The following is a 13,775-nucleotide window of genomic DNA, read 5'->3' as shown; positions in this document are numbered from 1 at the left end:
CCATGAAGAGCGGAGTTCGCCTGGGTTGCGAGTCGGCGACGGACCGTTCGGAAGGGTGGATTCCGGGCGATCGTTGAGGCATGTCCGAACTTGCCGACAAGCAGCCCTCCGGCAGAGAGGGTGCCCTCACCGCAGGTTGTCTCCTGCTCCTCGTACTGGTGGCGGACGTGGCGGGCGGGCTGTTGGTCGTCATCGTGCTCGCCGTCCGGGGACTGGGCCGGATGGACGCCAGCTCCGGACAGACAGCGACGAGCATGCCGCCCCTGGACTGGGCGCCAGTGCTGGGCTTCGGCACTCTGGCCCTGGCGGTCGGCGTAACGGCCGTCGTGCTGCTGCGGATCGGGCACCGAGTTATCGGGGCGGTGCAGCTGACACTCTGTGTTTTCCTGGCATTCCACACGCTGGGGTCCTGGCCCTGACCCAGATGTAGCCACAGCCGTCGGAGGCGCCTTGGAATAGAAGGCCTGGCACGGGCACTGAGGTTGGAAATCGCTCAGTGACTGAGGTTTTCTCAGAGGCTGAGTTCAACGTCTCTGCGGGATCCGGCGTGGACCACTTCGAGTATGCGCGGCCTTCGCCGGTAGCGAGTCACACCGGGTCCGGCAGGTCCACGAGCGCGAGTTTGGCCGGGTCGACCACAGCCGTGATCTCGGTGATGTGGCCGTCGGCGACGGTGAGGATGAGGAGGGAGAGCGGGGTGCCGTCTTTGCTCCAGGAGATGACGCCGGGGCGGCCGTTGATGCTTGCCGCATGTCCTTGTGCCGCGCTGCCGGCCACACGCGCGCGGGTGGCGACCTCGGTGGCTCCGAGCGTGACGAACGTGCCGTTCGGAGTGTGGACGGTGAACTTCACTTCGGGGTGGAGAGCCTGCAGCAGCTGCTCGAACTGACCGTCGCGGGCCGCGGCCAGGAAAGCCTGGACCGCCTCGCGTTGTTCTCGTCCGGCGCTTGTCGGCTGCTGGGCGGCCTGTACCTTCCTGCGGGCGCGGCTGGCGAGCATTCTGGTCGCGTCGGCGGATTTGCCGAGGATGGTGCCGATCTCCCCGTGGGGCACGGCGAACACGTCGTGCAGTACGAACGCCAGTCGTTCGTCAGGGCGCAGCGAGTCGAGGACCGTGAGGAGCGCGAGGCCGACGGAGTCCCCGAGTGCCGCGAGGTCCTCCGGAGCAGGGGCGTCGTCGAGCGTCACGGTGAATTCGGGTAGATGGTCGTCGAAGGAGACTTCTGGGCGCGTGCGGCCCGACCGCAGGACATCGAGGCTGATGTGGCCGACGACGGTGGTCAGCCGGCCGCCGAGGTTGTCGTTGGTGTCGGTGTCCTGGCGGGACAGACGCAGCCACGCCTCTTGGACCACGTCTTCGGCCGTCGGCATGTGATCCGAGCACGCGGTAGGCGACGGCGCGGAGCCGGTCACGGTGGGGCTCGAAGGCGTCGGCGATCGGGTCCGCGGGATGGGTGCCGACCATGGTGTTACCTCCCTGGAAGCTGCTCCGTCATAGGGATGACGCGCACAGGCGCCGCAACGTAACCCGATGAAGGAGAACACTCCGACATGGGGAACCGGCTCAAGAACAAGAACACGAACAACCTCGATGTGTGGACCGCGATCCAGCACCTCCAGAAGGCGATCTCCGCCGGGGGCGTCGACCCGAAGCTGCTCGCGCTGGTCCACCTGCGCGCCAGCCAGATCAACAGCTGCTCGGCGTGCGTCTACGCCAGTGTCGCCGAGAAAACTTCACTGGCTCTTGGCGGCGGGGAAGGCTGTCGGACCTCGTCCGTGGGTCCGGGGCGAAGAGCGACTGGCAGGACTTCGAAGTGCCCCCGGCGCATGCCTTGTTCGGAAACGCAAGTGCCCCGCTCCGGAGTCGGCCGGTGCGGGGCGCGCTGCCGTAGGGCGTCAGGACTGGGTGGCGTACGACACGAAGTCATTCCATACGACAGGGGAGAGGGCGAGTTGCGGGCTCTGCTCGTCCTTGGAATCCCGGACGTGGACCGTGGCGGGAGTGAGGGCGACCTCGACGCACGCATCGCCGTCGGAGCCGCTGTGGCTGCTCTTGAACCAAGTCAGGTCGGGCTTGCCGCTCATGGCGCTCCTCGCATTCGCTTCAGTAGGCTCCGCGAATCTTCGGGGTTGAGAGCCTGTGAGCGCAGTTTTGCATACCGCTGGAGCATGATGCTGACCTCGTCGGGGTTCGTGATCAGAAGCCCTCCACGCTGCCCTTCGGCGTAGCCGACCCATCGGTGGTCTGGTGTCTCCAGCAACATCAGCGGTCCATCGAATCCCGCGTGGTCGGGCTGTCGTAGAGGCATGACCTGCAACTCGACATTGAAACGGCTCGACTGGACGATCAAGTGGTCGATCAGCTCGTGTGTAACGTCGTCGCCACCTGTCGCGCGTTCGATGAGCGCCTGCTCGATAATGAAGCTGAACGCGATGGGCGGCCTGCGGTCCAGGAGCCGCTGTCGCTCCAGACGTGCGGCCACCTGGTCATCAACCTGTTCTGTCTCCTTGACCGGCGGGACGCTGACAGTGACCGCTCGCGCGTAGGCATCCGTCTGTAGAAACCCAGGGATGACGCGGCACTCGTACGTCCAGTAGGTGATGGCGGATCTCTCCAGCCGCGCCCACTGCCGGAACCACGCCGCCAGCCCCGGCTGCCGAGCCAAATACCCCGCCGCCTTCCGCAGCGCACCCGTGTTGCCCAGGGCCTCTTCGGCCCGCTCCACGAAGGCTGGGTCCGGCATCCTGCGCCCCAACTCCACGGAAGCCACTGTGTGCTTGGAGAAGCTGACCCGCTCGCCCAGCTCCGCCCGGCTCAGGCCGGCGTGCTCGCGCAACGCCTGGACGACCGCGCCGAACGTCCGCAGACTGTCCGAGCACTCGGGCTCGTTGCCCGAGCCCGCCCCCGCCGTGCTGTCCGCCACCATCGGCAACCTCCCACGCACTTGCCCCGCCGCCGCACACATCGAGCACGACAATGGTTACGGAAAGTCACGTGCGTCGTCCAGTCCGTGACTGCGTACGCTGCCGCAGCGTACGCAGTGCCTGCCTGGTCAAGGGTGCTTCAGGCCGCCAGATTGGGCCCATGGCCACATTTTCCGTGCGTCAACAGCCCGCTACCGTAAGTATGTTCAATCAGTATTTTGGCTCTACCCCGGGGCCGGCTCGTTGCCGACACCTCCATGGAGGACTTCATCGACCAGCACAGCCACCCGCGCGTCCGGGTGCGCGTCGGCGCTCCCGCCCGGCTGGTCGTGGAAGGCGCCGGCGCGAGCAGGTCGGCGCCGTCGCCGCCCGACGAAGGCATTCCGGTCCTCTAACTCGCGGCTGAACTCGGCTCGTTGGAGCAGTTCTATCTCGCCCTCACCGCGGACGAGGCGGAGTTCGCCGCGCCCCCCACTTTCGCGCAGGAGATGTGACCATGTCCGTCACCGCCGTTCTCAACTCCGAGTGGATCAAGATCAGGTCGGTGCGGGCGAGTTGCGGCTCGCTCGTCGCGGTCTTCGCCGCCACCCTGGCCATCACCCTCCTCGTCCACGCCGCAATGGGCCGGGCGGAGGCGGAGGGCGGCGAGGACCCCCTCTTCGGAGCCTTCTACGCGATCAACTTCGCGCAGATCGCCGCCATCGCGTTCGGGGTCACCGCCGTCTCGTCCGAGTGCGCGAACGGGGCGCTGCGGGTCTCCCTGTCGGCCGTGCCGCGTCGGGGCCTGTTCTGCACGGCCAAGGCGGCGGTCGTGGGGGCGCTCGCCCTCGCCGTGGGGCTCGTGACCGGCTTCACCACCTTCTTCGTGGGCCAGGCGTTCCTGGGGGGTACCTCGCCCTGATGGCCCTGTTCGCCGCGGGACTCACCTTCCTGCTGCGCAGCGCAGTCGCGGTGCTGAGCCTGCTGATCCCGTTCATCCTGATCGTGTCCTTCGTGGTCGGGGGCATCGCCGGGGGCGCCGCCGGCTGACTGCCGACCGGACCGGGCCGGGCAGCAGGCCCTGTACCAGCACCCGGCGGGAGGTCCCGGCCCCTGGGCGGGCCTCGCCGTGACGGCGCTGTGGGCGGCGGCGGCGCTGCCGGGCGGCTGGTGGGCTGTGCGCCGGCGCGACGCCTGACACCCGGGAGCTCCGGGCACCCGGATCGCTCTATTTGCGTATCGACGCAATAACCGGCACACTGCCTGTCGGCACCCGCCTGTCGCGCCGTGCGCGAGGCCCGTGCTCCCGACGGAACCGCATGGCTGAACGGAGGCACTCGTGGACATCGACCCGCCCAGTCCGAGCGGCCTCTCCGGCAGTCTCTGACCGCCGCCCGGTCGTCCGCTTTCTTCTTTTTCTTCTCTTTCTTCCCTCTTCTTTTCTTCCTTCTCTTTTCGCCGCTTTCTCGCCGTACCCTGTCATGCCGGCCCTGGTCCGAGCGCCGCCGCGTCGCAGCGCGCTCGCGCCAGGGCACCCATGTGCCGAAGTCCGGGTGGAGCGCGGTTGGAGGTGCCTGTGATGTCGTTCCGGACGAGTGCGCCCGCCTCGCGGTCGCGGACCTCGCTCCCTGCCCGGTTCGCCGGCGGCCTCACCCGGATGACCTGGGTGGACCTGGTCGTCGCCGCCGCGGTGGTGGTGCTGCTGTACGTCACCCTGCGGGTGGGGAAAGGGGTCACGCTCTCGTTCTCCACCAGCCAGTCGGCGAAGGTCGACACCGGCGTCGGCCAGCTCCCCTACGACGCCGCCCGCTCGCTGCTGCGCATGTTCGTCGCCCTGACCCTGTCCACGGCCTTCACCTTCGTCTACGCTTACGCCGCCGCCAAGAGCCGCCGTCTGGAACGGGTCCTGATCCCGGCGCTGGACATCCTCCAGTCCGTACCGGTGCTGGCGTTCCTGACGGTGGCGGTGACCGGGTTCGTCGCCCTGTTCCCGGGCTCGATGCTCGGCCTGGAGTGCGCCTCGATCTTCGCGATCTTCACCTCCCAGGCGTGGAACATGACGTTCGGCTTCTACCACTCCCTCACCTCGCTGCCCCGCGAACTGGACGAGCTGTCGAGATCGTTCGGCTTCACCCGGTGGATGCGGTTCTGGAAGGTGGAACTGCCCGCCGGGATGATCGGCCTGGTCTGGAACGGCATGATGAGCTTCGGCGGCGGCTGGTTCTTCCTCGTCGCCTCCGAGGCGGTCACCCTCGGTCACACCGACTACGCCCTGCCCGGCGTCGGCTCCTACGCCGGGGCCGCGATCGCCGACGGCGACCTGGCCAAGGTCGGCTGCGCCATCCTCACCATGGCGGTCATGGTGATCGGGGTGAACTTCCTCTTCTGGCGGCCGCTGACCGCCTGGGCGGAGAAGTTCAAGATCGAACAGTCCGAGGCCAGCGAGGTGCAGCGGTCGGTCGTCCTGGACTTCCTGCGCCGCTCCGACTGGCCCCGGCTCGCCGGCCGCCTGCTGCGCCCGGCCGGCCGGGCGCTCAGCCGGGCCGGGCGCGTCTTCGGCACCGACGACCGGCCGCTCGTGGTGCAGCAGGGCAGGCGGCGCGCGGGGGACGTCGCCTTCGGCCTGGTGGCGGGCGGCCTGATCGTCTGGGGCCTGGTCGACCTCTGCCTCTACCTGTACGACCACACCGGCCTCGGCGTGTTCGGTGAGCCGCTGCTGCTCGGTCTCGCCACCCTCGCCCGCGTCGTCGTCCTGGTCGCCGTGGCCACAGTGGTGTGGGTGCCGATCGGCGTGAAGATCGGCTTCTCGCCCCGGCTGACGAGGATCGCCCAGCCGGTGGTGCAGGTGCTGGCGTCCTTCCCGGCGAACTTCCTTTTCCCGCTCGCCGTGTGGTTCTTCCTGCGGACCGGTCTGAGCATCGACATCGGCGGCATCTTCCTGATGGCCCTGGGCGCCCAGTGGTACATCCTGTTCAACGCCATCGCCGGAGCCATGGCCATACCCACCGACCTGCGCGAGGCCATGGACGACCTCGGGGTGAGCGGCTGGCAGCGCTGGCGGCGGCTGATCATCCCCGGCATCTTCCCCGCCTACGTCACCGGCGGCATCACCGCCTCCGGCGGCGCCTGGAACGCCTCCATCGTCGCCGAGGTCGTCACCTTCGGCGGGGTCACGCTCACCGCCACGGGCCTGGGCGCCTACATCGCCCGCGCCACGGAGGAGGGCAACCATCCCCAGCTGATCGCCGGCGTCGTCGTGATGAGCGCCTACGTCGTCTGCCTCAACCGCTTCCTCTGGCGCCGCCTGTACCGGCTGGCCGAGACCAGGTACTCCCTGTGATCCCGTTCCGCCCGCACCCCGGGCTCCGTCCGTACGCCGCACTCCGCACCCCACAGCTTGGACATGCCATGACGCTGAACACCCTCCAGGTCACGAAGAACGACCGGCCGGCCGACGGCGAGCTGCTGCTGGACACCGTCGGCCTGACCAAGTCGTACGCCGGCGCCGACGGCGAACTGCCCGTGCTCTCCGGCATCGACCTCCAGGTCCGCGCCGGTGAGGTCGTCGCGCTGCTGGGCAAGTCCGGCTCGGGCAAGTCGACGCTGCTGCGCTGCATGGCCGGACTCGTCCCGGCCAGTTCCGGCACCGTCAGCTACAAGGGCGCCGTGCTGACCGGCGCCAACCCCGGTACGGCGATGGTGTTCCAGACCTTCGCGCTGCTGCCCTGGCTGACCGTGCAGCAGAACGTCGAACTCGGCCTGGAGGCCAAGGGCGTGCACCCCGTGGAGCGCACCGAGGCCGCCCGCCTGGCCATCGACCTGATCGGCCTGGACGGATTCGAGTCCGCCTACCCCAAGGAGCTGTCGGGCGGCATGCGCCAGCGTGTCGGCTTCGCCCGCGCGCTGGTGGTCGAGCCGGACGTGCTGATGATGGACGAGCCCTTCTCCGCTCTGGACGTGCTCACCGCGGAGAACCTGCGCGGCGAGCTGATGGAGCTGTGGGAGTCCGGCCAGTTCCCGACCCGGGCCATCGTGCTGGTCACCCACAACATCGAGGAGGCCGTCCTGATGGCGGACCGGATCGTGGTGCTCGGCTCCCGCCCGTACGGCACCATCCGGGAGGTCTTCGAGGTCGGCCTCGACCGGCCGCGCGACCGCAACTCCGCCGCCTTCGAGGACATGATCGACCGCGTCTACCGCACCATGACCGGCCGGCAGAAGGAGGGCCGCACCCCCGGCCGGCAGGAGCCGGCCGATCTGGACAGGCGGACGGTGGCCAACACCCCGCTGCCGCAGGCGAGCGTGGACGGGCTGTCGGGTCTGGCGGAGCTGGTGCTGCACCGCGGCGGGCGCTGCGGCCTCGCCGACCTCGCCGACGACCTCGGCCTGGAGGTCGACGACCTCATGCCCCAGGTCGACGCCCTCGACCTGCTCGGTTTCGCCGGGGTCAGCGGCGACGACCTGCTGCTCACCGAGACCGGCACCGCGTTCGCCGGGGCCGACGTCCAGGAGTCGAAGACCATCTTCGCCCGGGCCGCGATCCAGCTGCCGCTGGTCAAGGTGATCACCAGCAGTGTGCGCGGCAAGGCCGACGGCACCGCGCGGGCCGGATTCTTCCGCGATCTGCTGGCCCATCACTACACCAGCGAGCAGGTCGACCAGCAGTTGGAGACGGCCACCGACTGGGGCCGCTACGGCGAGTTGTACGCCTACGACGCCGGACCCGAGGAGTACCGCCTCGACGACACCGGCGACGGGGCCGGGGCCACGGTCGACCAGTAGCCGGCCCGGTCACCGCGGGTCCGCCGCCTCACGGCGTGCCGCCCAGGGCCGGACGGCGCGAGAGGGCCGGGCCGGTGGCGGTGGCCCGCCGGGGTGCGGGCGCGCTCTCCTCGCCGCCGGAGCCGCCGGGGCCGCCGGCTTTCGGGCCGCCGCCCGCGGAGACCGCGAGGTGGGCGGCCTCCAGCAGGGGGCGCACTTCCGCCGCCTGGTAGTAGATGCGCGTGCCCTCCCGGCGTGTGGTCACCAGACCGGCCGACCGGAGCTTGGCCAAGTGCTGGGAGGTAGCGGCCACATGGGCGCCCAGCATCCGTGCCAGCTCGCTCACCGGCTGCTCGCCGTGGCTGAGTGCCCACAGCAGCCGGTAGCGGGACGGGTCCGCCACCGCCTTGAGCACCGCCACCGCCCGGTCCGCCGCCTCGGCGTCCCACCCCTGTGCTTGCGTATCCATGCAACTAGGGTACCGGCGGTTCCCCGGGCGGTTCCAGCGCGGCGGGCGTCGCGGCGGCGGGCGCGGGCTCAGGCCGCCGCAGTCCGCGCCGCCACGGGACGGGCCAGGACAGGTTGAGGAACGCCTCGGCCTGGAGCGCGGCCAGGCTGATGCGGAGCAGGTCCCGGGCCGTGGGGTAGATCAGGAACCTCGGCTCCCACCGGGGCTGGAACTTGGCGTTGAACTTGTACAGCGACTCGATCTGGAACCAGCGGGACAGGAACAGCAGCAGGCCGCGCCAGGCGCGCAGGGCCGGTCCCGCGCCCAGGCGTTCACCGCGGGCGAGCGCGGCGCGGAACATCGCGAAGTTCAGCGAGACCCGGCTGACGCCCAGGTCGGGGGCCTGCTGGAGGGCCTTGACGATGAGGAGTTCGTTCAGCCCGGGGTCGGCGGTGCGGTCGCGGCGCATCAGCTCCAGGGAGATTCCGTCCCGGCCCCAGGGCACGAAGTGCAGGACCGCGCGGATGTCCCCGCCGGGCGCGGGGGCTCCGGCGTCCGGTTCCTTGTGGGCGGTGACGACCACGCAGTCACCGTCGCCGGCCTCGCCGAAGCGTCCGAGGGCCATGGAGAAGCCGCGCTCCACCTCGGTGCCGCGCCAGGCGGCGGCCGCCGCGCGGATCTGCTCCACCTCCTGCTCGGACAGGTCCCGCACACGGCGGATCCGGCAGGTGTAGCCGCCCCGTTCGATGCGGTTGACCATCTGCCGGACATTGCGCATGGGCCGCCCGGACAGGGTGAAGGCGCCGGTGTCGACGACGGCCTCGTCGCCGATCTCCAGCGCGTTCAGGCCGGCTTCGCGGGTCCACACCTCGCCGCCGGTCTCGCTGCACCCCATCACCGCGGGGACCCAGGCGTGCCGGGCGGCGGTGTCCATGAACTCCTTGATGGCGCCCGGCCAGGCCTCCACGTCGCCGATCGGGTCGCCGCCGGCGAGCATCACACCGGACACCACCCGGTAGGCGATCGCCGCCTTGCCGGTGGGGGAGAAGAGCACGTTCTTGTCGCGGCGCAGCGCGAAGTAGCCGAGCGAGTCCCGTTCGCCGTGCCGGTCCAGCAGTGCGCGCAGCCGTCGCTCCTCGTCGTCGCCCAATACCGGTACGGGAGTGAAGGGGCGCAGCGCGAGGTAGAGGGTGGTGGCCGCGGTGAGCAGGCCGAGCCCGGCGAGGGAGAAGTACACGAGGTCGGCGGTGCGGTCGCTGGAGTAGTGCACCGGTCCCTCGATGCCGATCAGACCGTAGGCGACGTGCTGGATCCGGTCGGACAGCGGCGACGCGACGACCTTCCTGGGGTGCGCGCCGACGATCAGCAGGCCGGCGCCGAAGCTGAAGGCGCTCAGCAGGAGGAAGTTCCACACCGCCCGCCACCGGGTGCGCGGGTCGGACAGCGCGTAGAACTCCCTGCGGGCGACGAGCAGCAGGACGAACAGCAGCACCGTGACGGCGCCGGGCACGTGCTGGTGCCAGCGCAGCAGTTGCAGCGCCGCTCCCGTGGGCAGCAGGATCATCACCCCCCGCCAGGCCCGCCGTTTGCGGCGGCGCAGGGCGTGCGCGAGCATCACCATCAGCACGCCCACGATCAGCGAGGCGGCGGTCGCCAGGGACGACACGGCCCCGGGCAGGGCCCCGGCCAGAGTCTGCACCCGCCCGTGCCGCATGCGGGGGGAGATCGCCCCCGCGACGTCGAGCACGCCCACGAGCAGGCACAGGTATCCGGCCACGGCGGGCACGCGGTGGTAGGCGGCGGCGCGAAGACGGTTCCGCGAGGCGCCTTCGTCGGTGGTCACGGAGTCCTTCACGAGGGGCCAGCGTAGAGCCTGCTGAGCGGGTGTGACCACGGGCGGGGCTGGTGATCACGTCATTCCCCGGCGTGCTTCAATCAACGGATTGCGCAAGTAGGCGATGATGACGCCCCCGCGCCGTGCGGGACCCGGGACGGCCTGCCGGGACGAACCAGGGCGAACCAGAGTGAACCAGAGCGAAGGAGAGCCGCGATGGAGGTCGGGAACAGGATCGGGGAGCCAGGCGCCGCGCGGGCGACGGCCCTGCGTCCGGGGCCGCGGCCGCGCACGGCCTTCGGTACGGTCCTGCGGAGGCTGGACTGGCCGCTGCTGGGTGCCGCGCTGGCGCTGTCGGTGCTCGGCGCGCTGCTGGTGTACTCCGCCACCCGCGGCCGTACCCAGCTGACGGAAGGCGACCCGTACGCCTTCCTGACACGCCATCTGCTCAACCTCGCCATCGGGATCGCCCTGGCCGTAGGCACCATGTGGCTCGGCCCGCGCAGACTGCGGGACCTCGTCCCCGTCCTCTACGGCGTCACGCTCCTGCTGGTCCTCGCGGTACTCACCCCGTTGGGCGCCACCATCAACGGGTCGCGCCGCTGGATCATGATCGGCGGGATGTCCATCCAGCCCGCGGAGTTCGTCAAGGTCGCCATCGTGCTGGCCATGGCCGTGCTGCTGGCCACCAAGGTGGACACGGGCGACCGGCCGAGCCCGGACAGCCGCAGCGTCCTGGAGTCCCTGGCGGTGGCCGGTGTGCCCGCCCTGCTGGTCCTTCTCACGCCGGACCTCGGGCAGTTCATGGGCATCGGGGTGATCGTGCTCGGAGTGCTGCTCGCCTCCGGTGCCTCGGCGCGCTGGGTCACCGGACTGCTGGCTGTCGGAGCCCTCGGCGCCCTGGCGGTGTGGCAGCTGCATCTGCTGGACCAGTACCAGCTCAACCGGTTCGCCGCGTTCGCCGATCCCGCCCTCGACCCGTCCGGGGTCGGCTACAACACCAGCCAGGCCAGGATCGCCATCGGGGCCGGCGGACTGCTGGGCCAGGGGCTGTTCCACGGAGCGCAGACCACGGGGCAGTTCGTGCCCGAGCAGCAGACCGACTTCGTCTTCAGCGTGGCGGGGGAGGAACTGGGCTTCCTGGGCGCCGGGGCGCTGATCGCCCTGCTCGGTGTGGTGCTGTGGCGCGCGCTGCGCATCGCCCGCGCCTGCCCCGACCTGTACGGAACGGTGGTCGCGACCGGCATCGTGGCCTGGCTGGCCTTCCAGGCGTTCGAGAACATCGGCATGAACCTCGGCATCATGCCGGTCACCGGACTGCCGCTGCCGTTCGTCAGCTACGGCGGCTCGTCGATGTTCGCCGGCTGGGTCGCCGTCGGCATCCTCCAGGGCATCCGTCTGCAGCGTCCGTTGTCCGCCTGACCCCCGGCGCCTCAGCGGCGGCGCCCGGGCCGGCGCAGCAGGGCCGTGCGCATCCGGCGTCCGCGGCCGTCCAGCGCCGCGCGGACCGCCGGTTCGCTGCGGGTGGCGGCGAGCAGGATCCCCACCGCGTACATGGTGGCGATCAGCGAGCTGCCGCCGTAGGAGAACAGCGGCAGGGGTACGCCCGCGACCGGAACCAGGCCCAGGACACCGCCGAGGTTGATGAAGGTCTGCGCCCCGAGCCAGGTGATGATGCCGCCGGCCGCCAGGCGGACGAACGGGTCGTTGTGTCGGGCGGCGATGCGCAGGCCGCCCGCGAACAGCGCGGTGAACAGGACCAGTACGGACAGGGTGCCGACGAGTCCCAGCTCCTCGCCGGTGACGGCGAAGATGAAGTCGGTGTGGGGCTCGGGCAGTTGGCCCCATTTCTCCACGCTGGCGCCGATGCCGTTGCCGAACAGGCCGCCCGTCGACAGCGCGTAGAGGCCGTGCACCACCTGCCAGCACTGGTCGTTGGGGCCCGGGTCGCTGGCGCCGAGGCAGGCGAACCGGGACACCCGGTGCGGCGCGCTCATGATCAGTACGGTGGACAGCAGCGCCGCGCTCGCCAGGGCGGTTCCGAAGAGCCGCATCGGCGCACCGGCCAGCCACAGCAGGCCGAACAGCACGGCGCACACGATGACCGCGGTTCCCATGTCCCCGCCGAGCATCATCAGACCGAGCAGCAGCAGCGCGCCGGGCACCAGCGGCACGAGCAGATGCTTCCACTGGTCCAGCAGCTTGTGCCGCTGCTTGCGGGCCAGCAGGTCCGCGCCCCACACCACGAACGCGACCTTGGCGAACTCGCTGGGCTGGAGCACGAACGGCCCTCCCAGGACGAGCCAGTTGGTGTTGCCGTTGACGGTCCGGCCCAGCCCCGGCACCTGCACCAGCGTCAGCAGCAGCACGGACCCGGCCAGCAGCGGAAGGGCCAGCAACCGGTGCGCCTTCACCGACATACGGGCGGCAGGCACCGCCAGCGCGGCGCCGGTCACCGCGGCCATGATCTGCCGGCGCAGATAGAAGGTCGGCGGCAGGCCGGAGCGCAGCGCCTCGATCTGCGAGGAGGAGAACACCATCACCAGACCCAGCCCGGCGATCAGCGCCGCACTGCCCGCCACCAGGTAGTAGCCGGTGAGCGGCCGGTCCCAGGCCCGCCGCAGCCGCGCACGGGCGCGGTCGAGCGCGCTGTGTCCGGGCGCACGTCCCGCCCGCCCGTCGCGCGGTGGGGCCGCGGCCTTCGGGGCCCGGCGCGGGGACCCCTTTTCCGGGGCCCGCGGCGGGGCCGGCCGGCGTCCGGGCGCCGCCTTGGCATCCTGCGCGACCGGCGCGCGCTTCTCGCCACGGACACTCTGTGAATTGCGCATGTGCGCAACCGTAGAGGTGCGGGAGTGCTCCCCCTGGGTACGGCGCTCCGGCGCATCGCTGCTTCGCGGTACGCGTATGTGGGCGCGCGGCCCCGGCCGCGCGGGACGAGTCGGCATCGTGATCGGCCGCCGTCCCGTCAGGAGCGCGGCGCGCGACGGCGCCGGAAGGGGTTCCGGAACCGCCGCGGTCCGCGACGCGCGGCCCGTGGCCCGCCGTCCAGGAGGAGGCGGGCGGTGTCCTCGGGGCCCAGGGGAGCGTGGCCGGGACGGCGGGACCAGAAGCGGGCCAGATGGCGTTCCAGATCCTCCCGGCCGTCCTCCTCGGTGCGCGCGACCAGGACCGGGCCCTCCGGGCCCTCCGGGGCGCGCAGCTCGACGCGGCGCCCCTCCGCGGTGAAGGCCGCGAACTCCCCGTCCGCCACGTCGATGGCCTCGAGGCCGGACTCCGTGGCCGGAAGCGAGGGCAAGACGGCGAGTTCCTCGTCCCGGTCGAAGACCAGGACGAGGTCGGCAGGATCGTTCACGTGCCCATCCTCCCCGGTCGGGTCCCCAATTCGCCAGCCGGGCAAGGGGGATGGCGAAATGAAGGGCCCGGGGGCATCTGCTCGGGTCAACGATTGCGCAACCCGTAAACTGTTCCCATGGAACCTGGTGGTGGCGTGATGGGGCAGGATGCCGCGGTCCTGGTGGGCGGGCCGGCGGACGGGATGCGGGTCAAGGTCGCCGGGCGGCCGTGGGTGCTCCAGGTGGCGTTCCCCTGCCATGCGGAGGCGCCGCGGGACGGAGCGCGTGTGGAGGCGGTGTACATCTACCGCCGCGACGCGCGCGCGAAGGGCGAGCCGCTGCGGTACGGCTTCGACGCGGCCAGCCCCTGACCGCTCCCGCTCGACCGGAGTGCGGGCCGGTCGCGTACCCCGTCGCGCGGGCTCCTCATTGATTGTTGCTACATTGCGCAACTGTAAAACCATTGGGTGGGGCCAGTCGTCCCCTCTGTATGAGT

Annotated in this window: 12 protein-coding genes and 2 pseudogenes; 7 read left to right on the top strand and 7 right to left on the bottom strand. The window is 70.8% G+C overall.

The genetic code is table 11. The annotated features are described in order from the left end of the window. The first annotated feature begins 80 nt into the window (after nucleotides 1–80). A complete protein-coding gene (locus tag ACIP4X_RS24710) occupies nucleotides 81–419 on the top strand; it encodes an inner-membrane translocator (protein ID WP_358731744.1) in 339 nt (112 codons plus the stop codon). A gap of 169 nt (nucleotides 420–588) precedes the next feature. On the opposite strand, the pseudogene ACIP4X_RS24705 reads toward ACIP4X_RS24710, so the two are convergent. The 3 genes and pseudogenes from ACIP4X_RS24705 to ACIP4X_RS24695 form a co-directional block, all read right to left on the bottom strand. Next, nucleotides 589–1,465, bottom strand: a pseudogene (locus tag ACIP4X_RS24705) (sigma-70 family RNA polymerase sigma factor). Between the two features lie 431 nt (nucleotides 1,466–1,896). Beyond that, a complete protein-coding gene (locus ACIP4X_RS24700) occupies nucleotides 1,897–2,085 on the bottom strand; it encodes a DUF397 domain-containing protein (protein WP_358731745.1) in 189 nt (62 codons plus the stop codon). Then, nucleotides 2,082–2,927 (bottom strand): helix-turn-helix transcriptional regulator, encoded by an 846-nt coding sequence (locus ACIP4X_RS24695; RefSeq protein ID WP_358731746.1) that lies wholly within the window; start codon nucleotides 2,925–2,927, stop codon nucleotides 2,082–2,084. Before ACIP4X_RS24695 ends, ACIP4X_RS24700 begins: the two co-directional genes overlap by 4 nt. A 216-nt stretch (nucleotides 2,928–3,143) precedes the next feature. On the opposite strand from ACIP4X_RS24695, the gene ACIP4X_RS24690 reads away from it, so the two are divergent. The 4 genes and pseudogenes from ACIP4X_RS24690 to ACIP4X_RS24675 all read left to right on the top strand — a co-directional run bounded on the left by ACIP4X_RS24690 (nucleotide 3,144) and on the right by ACIP4X_RS24675 (nucleotide 7,686). Beyond that, nucleotides 3,144–3,320, top strand: coding sequence for a hypothetical protein (locus ACIP4X_RS24690; RefSeq protein ID WP_391458471.1), 177 nt, complete (start codon nucleotides 3,144–3,146; stop codon nucleotides 3,318–3,320). A 101-nt stretch (nucleotides 3,321–3,421) separates the two neighbouring features. Then, nucleotides 3,422–4,102: pseudogene (locus ACIP4X_RS24685) on the top strand (ABC transporter permease). A 381-nt stretch (nucleotides 4,103–4,483) separates the two neighbouring features. Continuing rightward, nucleotides 4,484–6,244 carry an ABC transporter permease subunit gene (locus ACIP4X_RS24680; protein ID WP_358731750.1) on the top strand — a complete coding sequence of 587 codons (1,761 nt, stop codon included), beginning with the start codon at nucleotides 4,484–4,486 and terminating at the stop codon, nucleotides 6,242–6,244. 68 nt (nucleotides 6,245–6,312) lie between these two features. Beyond that, nucleotides 6,313–7,686, top strand: a complete 1,374-nt coding sequence (locus ACIP4X_RS24675) for a nitrate/sulfonate/bicarbonate ABC transporter ATP-binding protein (protein WP_358731751.1) — start codon at nucleotides 6,313–6,315, stop codon at nucleotides 7,684–7,686. A gap of 28 nt (nucleotides 7,687–7,714) precedes the next feature. Here ACIP4X_RS24675 and ACIP4X_RS24670 read toward each other — a convergent pair whose 3' ends face one another. Then, on the bottom strand, nucleotides 7,715–8,134 hold the full coding sequence (locus ACIP4X_RS24670) for a metalloregulator ArsR/SmtB family transcription factor (RefSeq protein WP_358731753.1): 420 nt from the start codon (nucleotides 8,132–8,134) through the stop codon (nucleotides 7,715–7,717). A 4-nt stretch (nucleotides 8,135–8,138) separates the two neighbouring features. Then, entirely contained in the window at nucleotides 8,139–9,968 is a 1,830-nt protein-coding gene (locus ACIP4X_RS24665; RefSeq protein WP_391458463.1) for a phosphatidylglycerol lysyltransferase domain-containing protein, read from the bottom strand. 195 nt (nucleotides 9,969–10,163) lie between these two features. Here ACIP4X_RS24665 and rodA point away from each other — a divergent pair, with 195 nt between their 5' ends. Beyond that, entirely contained in the window at nucleotides 10,164–11,369 is a 1,206-nt protein-coding gene (rodA, locus tag ACIP4X_RS24660) for a rod shape-determining protein RodA (protein WP_358731755.1), read from the top strand. 11 nt (nucleotides 11,370–11,380) lie between these two features. Here the strand turns inward: rodA and ftsW are convergent, their stop codons facing one another. Together ftsW and ACIP4X_RS24650 are read right to left on the bottom strand one after the other, a co-directional pair. After that, nucleotides 11,381–12,775, bottom strand: coding sequence for a putative lipid II flippase FtsW (ftsW, locus tag ACIP4X_RS24655; protein ID WP_358731757.1), 1,395 nt, complete (start codon nucleotides 12,773–12,775; stop codon nucleotides 11,381–11,383). A 137-nt stretch (nucleotides 12,776–12,912) separates the two neighbouring features. Next, nucleotides 12,913–13,299 carry a hypothetical protein gene (locus tag ACIP4X_RS24650; protein ID WP_358731759.1) on the bottom strand — a complete coding sequence of 129 codons (387 nt, stop codon included), beginning with the start codon at nucleotides 13,297–13,299 and terminating at the stop codon, nucleotides 12,913–12,915. Nucleotides 13,300–13,416: 117 nt separating this feature from the next. On the opposite strand from ACIP4X_RS24650, the gene ACIP4X_RS24645 reads away from it, so the two are divergent. Continuing rightward, on the top strand, nucleotides 13,417–13,650 hold the full coding sequence (locus ACIP4X_RS24645) for a hypothetical protein (RefSeq protein ID WP_358731760.1): 234 nt from the start codon (nucleotides 13,417–13,419) through the stop codon (nucleotides 13,648–13,650). The last annotated feature ends 125 nt before the right edge of the window (nucleotides 13,651–13,775 follow it).

The organism is Streptomyces sp. NPDC088817 (genome assembly GCF_044750345.1).
Classification (GTDB): domain Bacteria; phylum Actinomycetota; class Actinomycetes; order Streptomycetales; family Streptomycetaceae; genus Streptomyces.
The sequence above is the reverse complement of the archived record's forward strand: the minus strand, read 5'-3'. Positions and strand labels throughout refer to the sequence as shown.

Excerpts from the sequence above, each read along its gene's own strand:
- rodA (WP_358731755.1), top strand. The coding sequence starts at position 10,164 with ATGGAGGTCGGGAACAGGATCGGGGAGCCAGGCGCCGCGCGGGCGACG.
- ACIP4X_RS24700 (WP_358731745.1), bottom strand. The coding sequence starts at position 2,085 with ATGAGCGGCAAGCCCGACCTGACTTGGTTCAAGAGCAGCCACAGCGGC.
- ACIP4X_RS24645 (WP_358731760.1), top strand. The coding sequence starts at position 13,417 with ATGGAACCTGGTGGTGGCGTGATGGGGCAGGATGCCGCGGTCCTGGTG.
- ACIP4X_RS24675 (WP_358731751.1), top strand. The coding sequence starts at position 6,313 with ATGACGCTGAACACCCTCCAGGTCACGAAGAACGACCGGCCGGCCGAC.
- ACIP4X_RS24670 (WP_358731753.1), bottom strand. The coding sequence starts at position 8,134 with ATGGATACGCAAGCACAGGGGTGGGACGCCGAGGCGGCGGACCGGGCG.
- ACIP4X_RS24680 (WP_358731750.1), top strand. The coding sequence starts at position 4,484 with ATGTCGTTCCGGACGAGTGCGCCCGCCTCGCGGTCGCGGACCTCGCTC.
- ftsW (WP_358731757.1), bottom strand. The coding sequence starts at position 12,775 with ATGCGCAATTCACAGAGTGTCCGTGGCGAGAAGCGCGCGCCGGTCGCG.
- ACIP4X_RS24710 (WP_358731744.1), top strand. The coding sequence starts at position 81 with ATGTCCGAACTTGCCGACAAGCAGCCCTCCGGCAGAGAGGGTGCCCTC.
- ACIP4X_RS24695 (WP_358731746.1), bottom strand. The coding sequence starts at position 2,927 with ATGGTGGCGGACAGCACGGCGGGGGCGGGCTCGGGCAACGAGCCCGAG.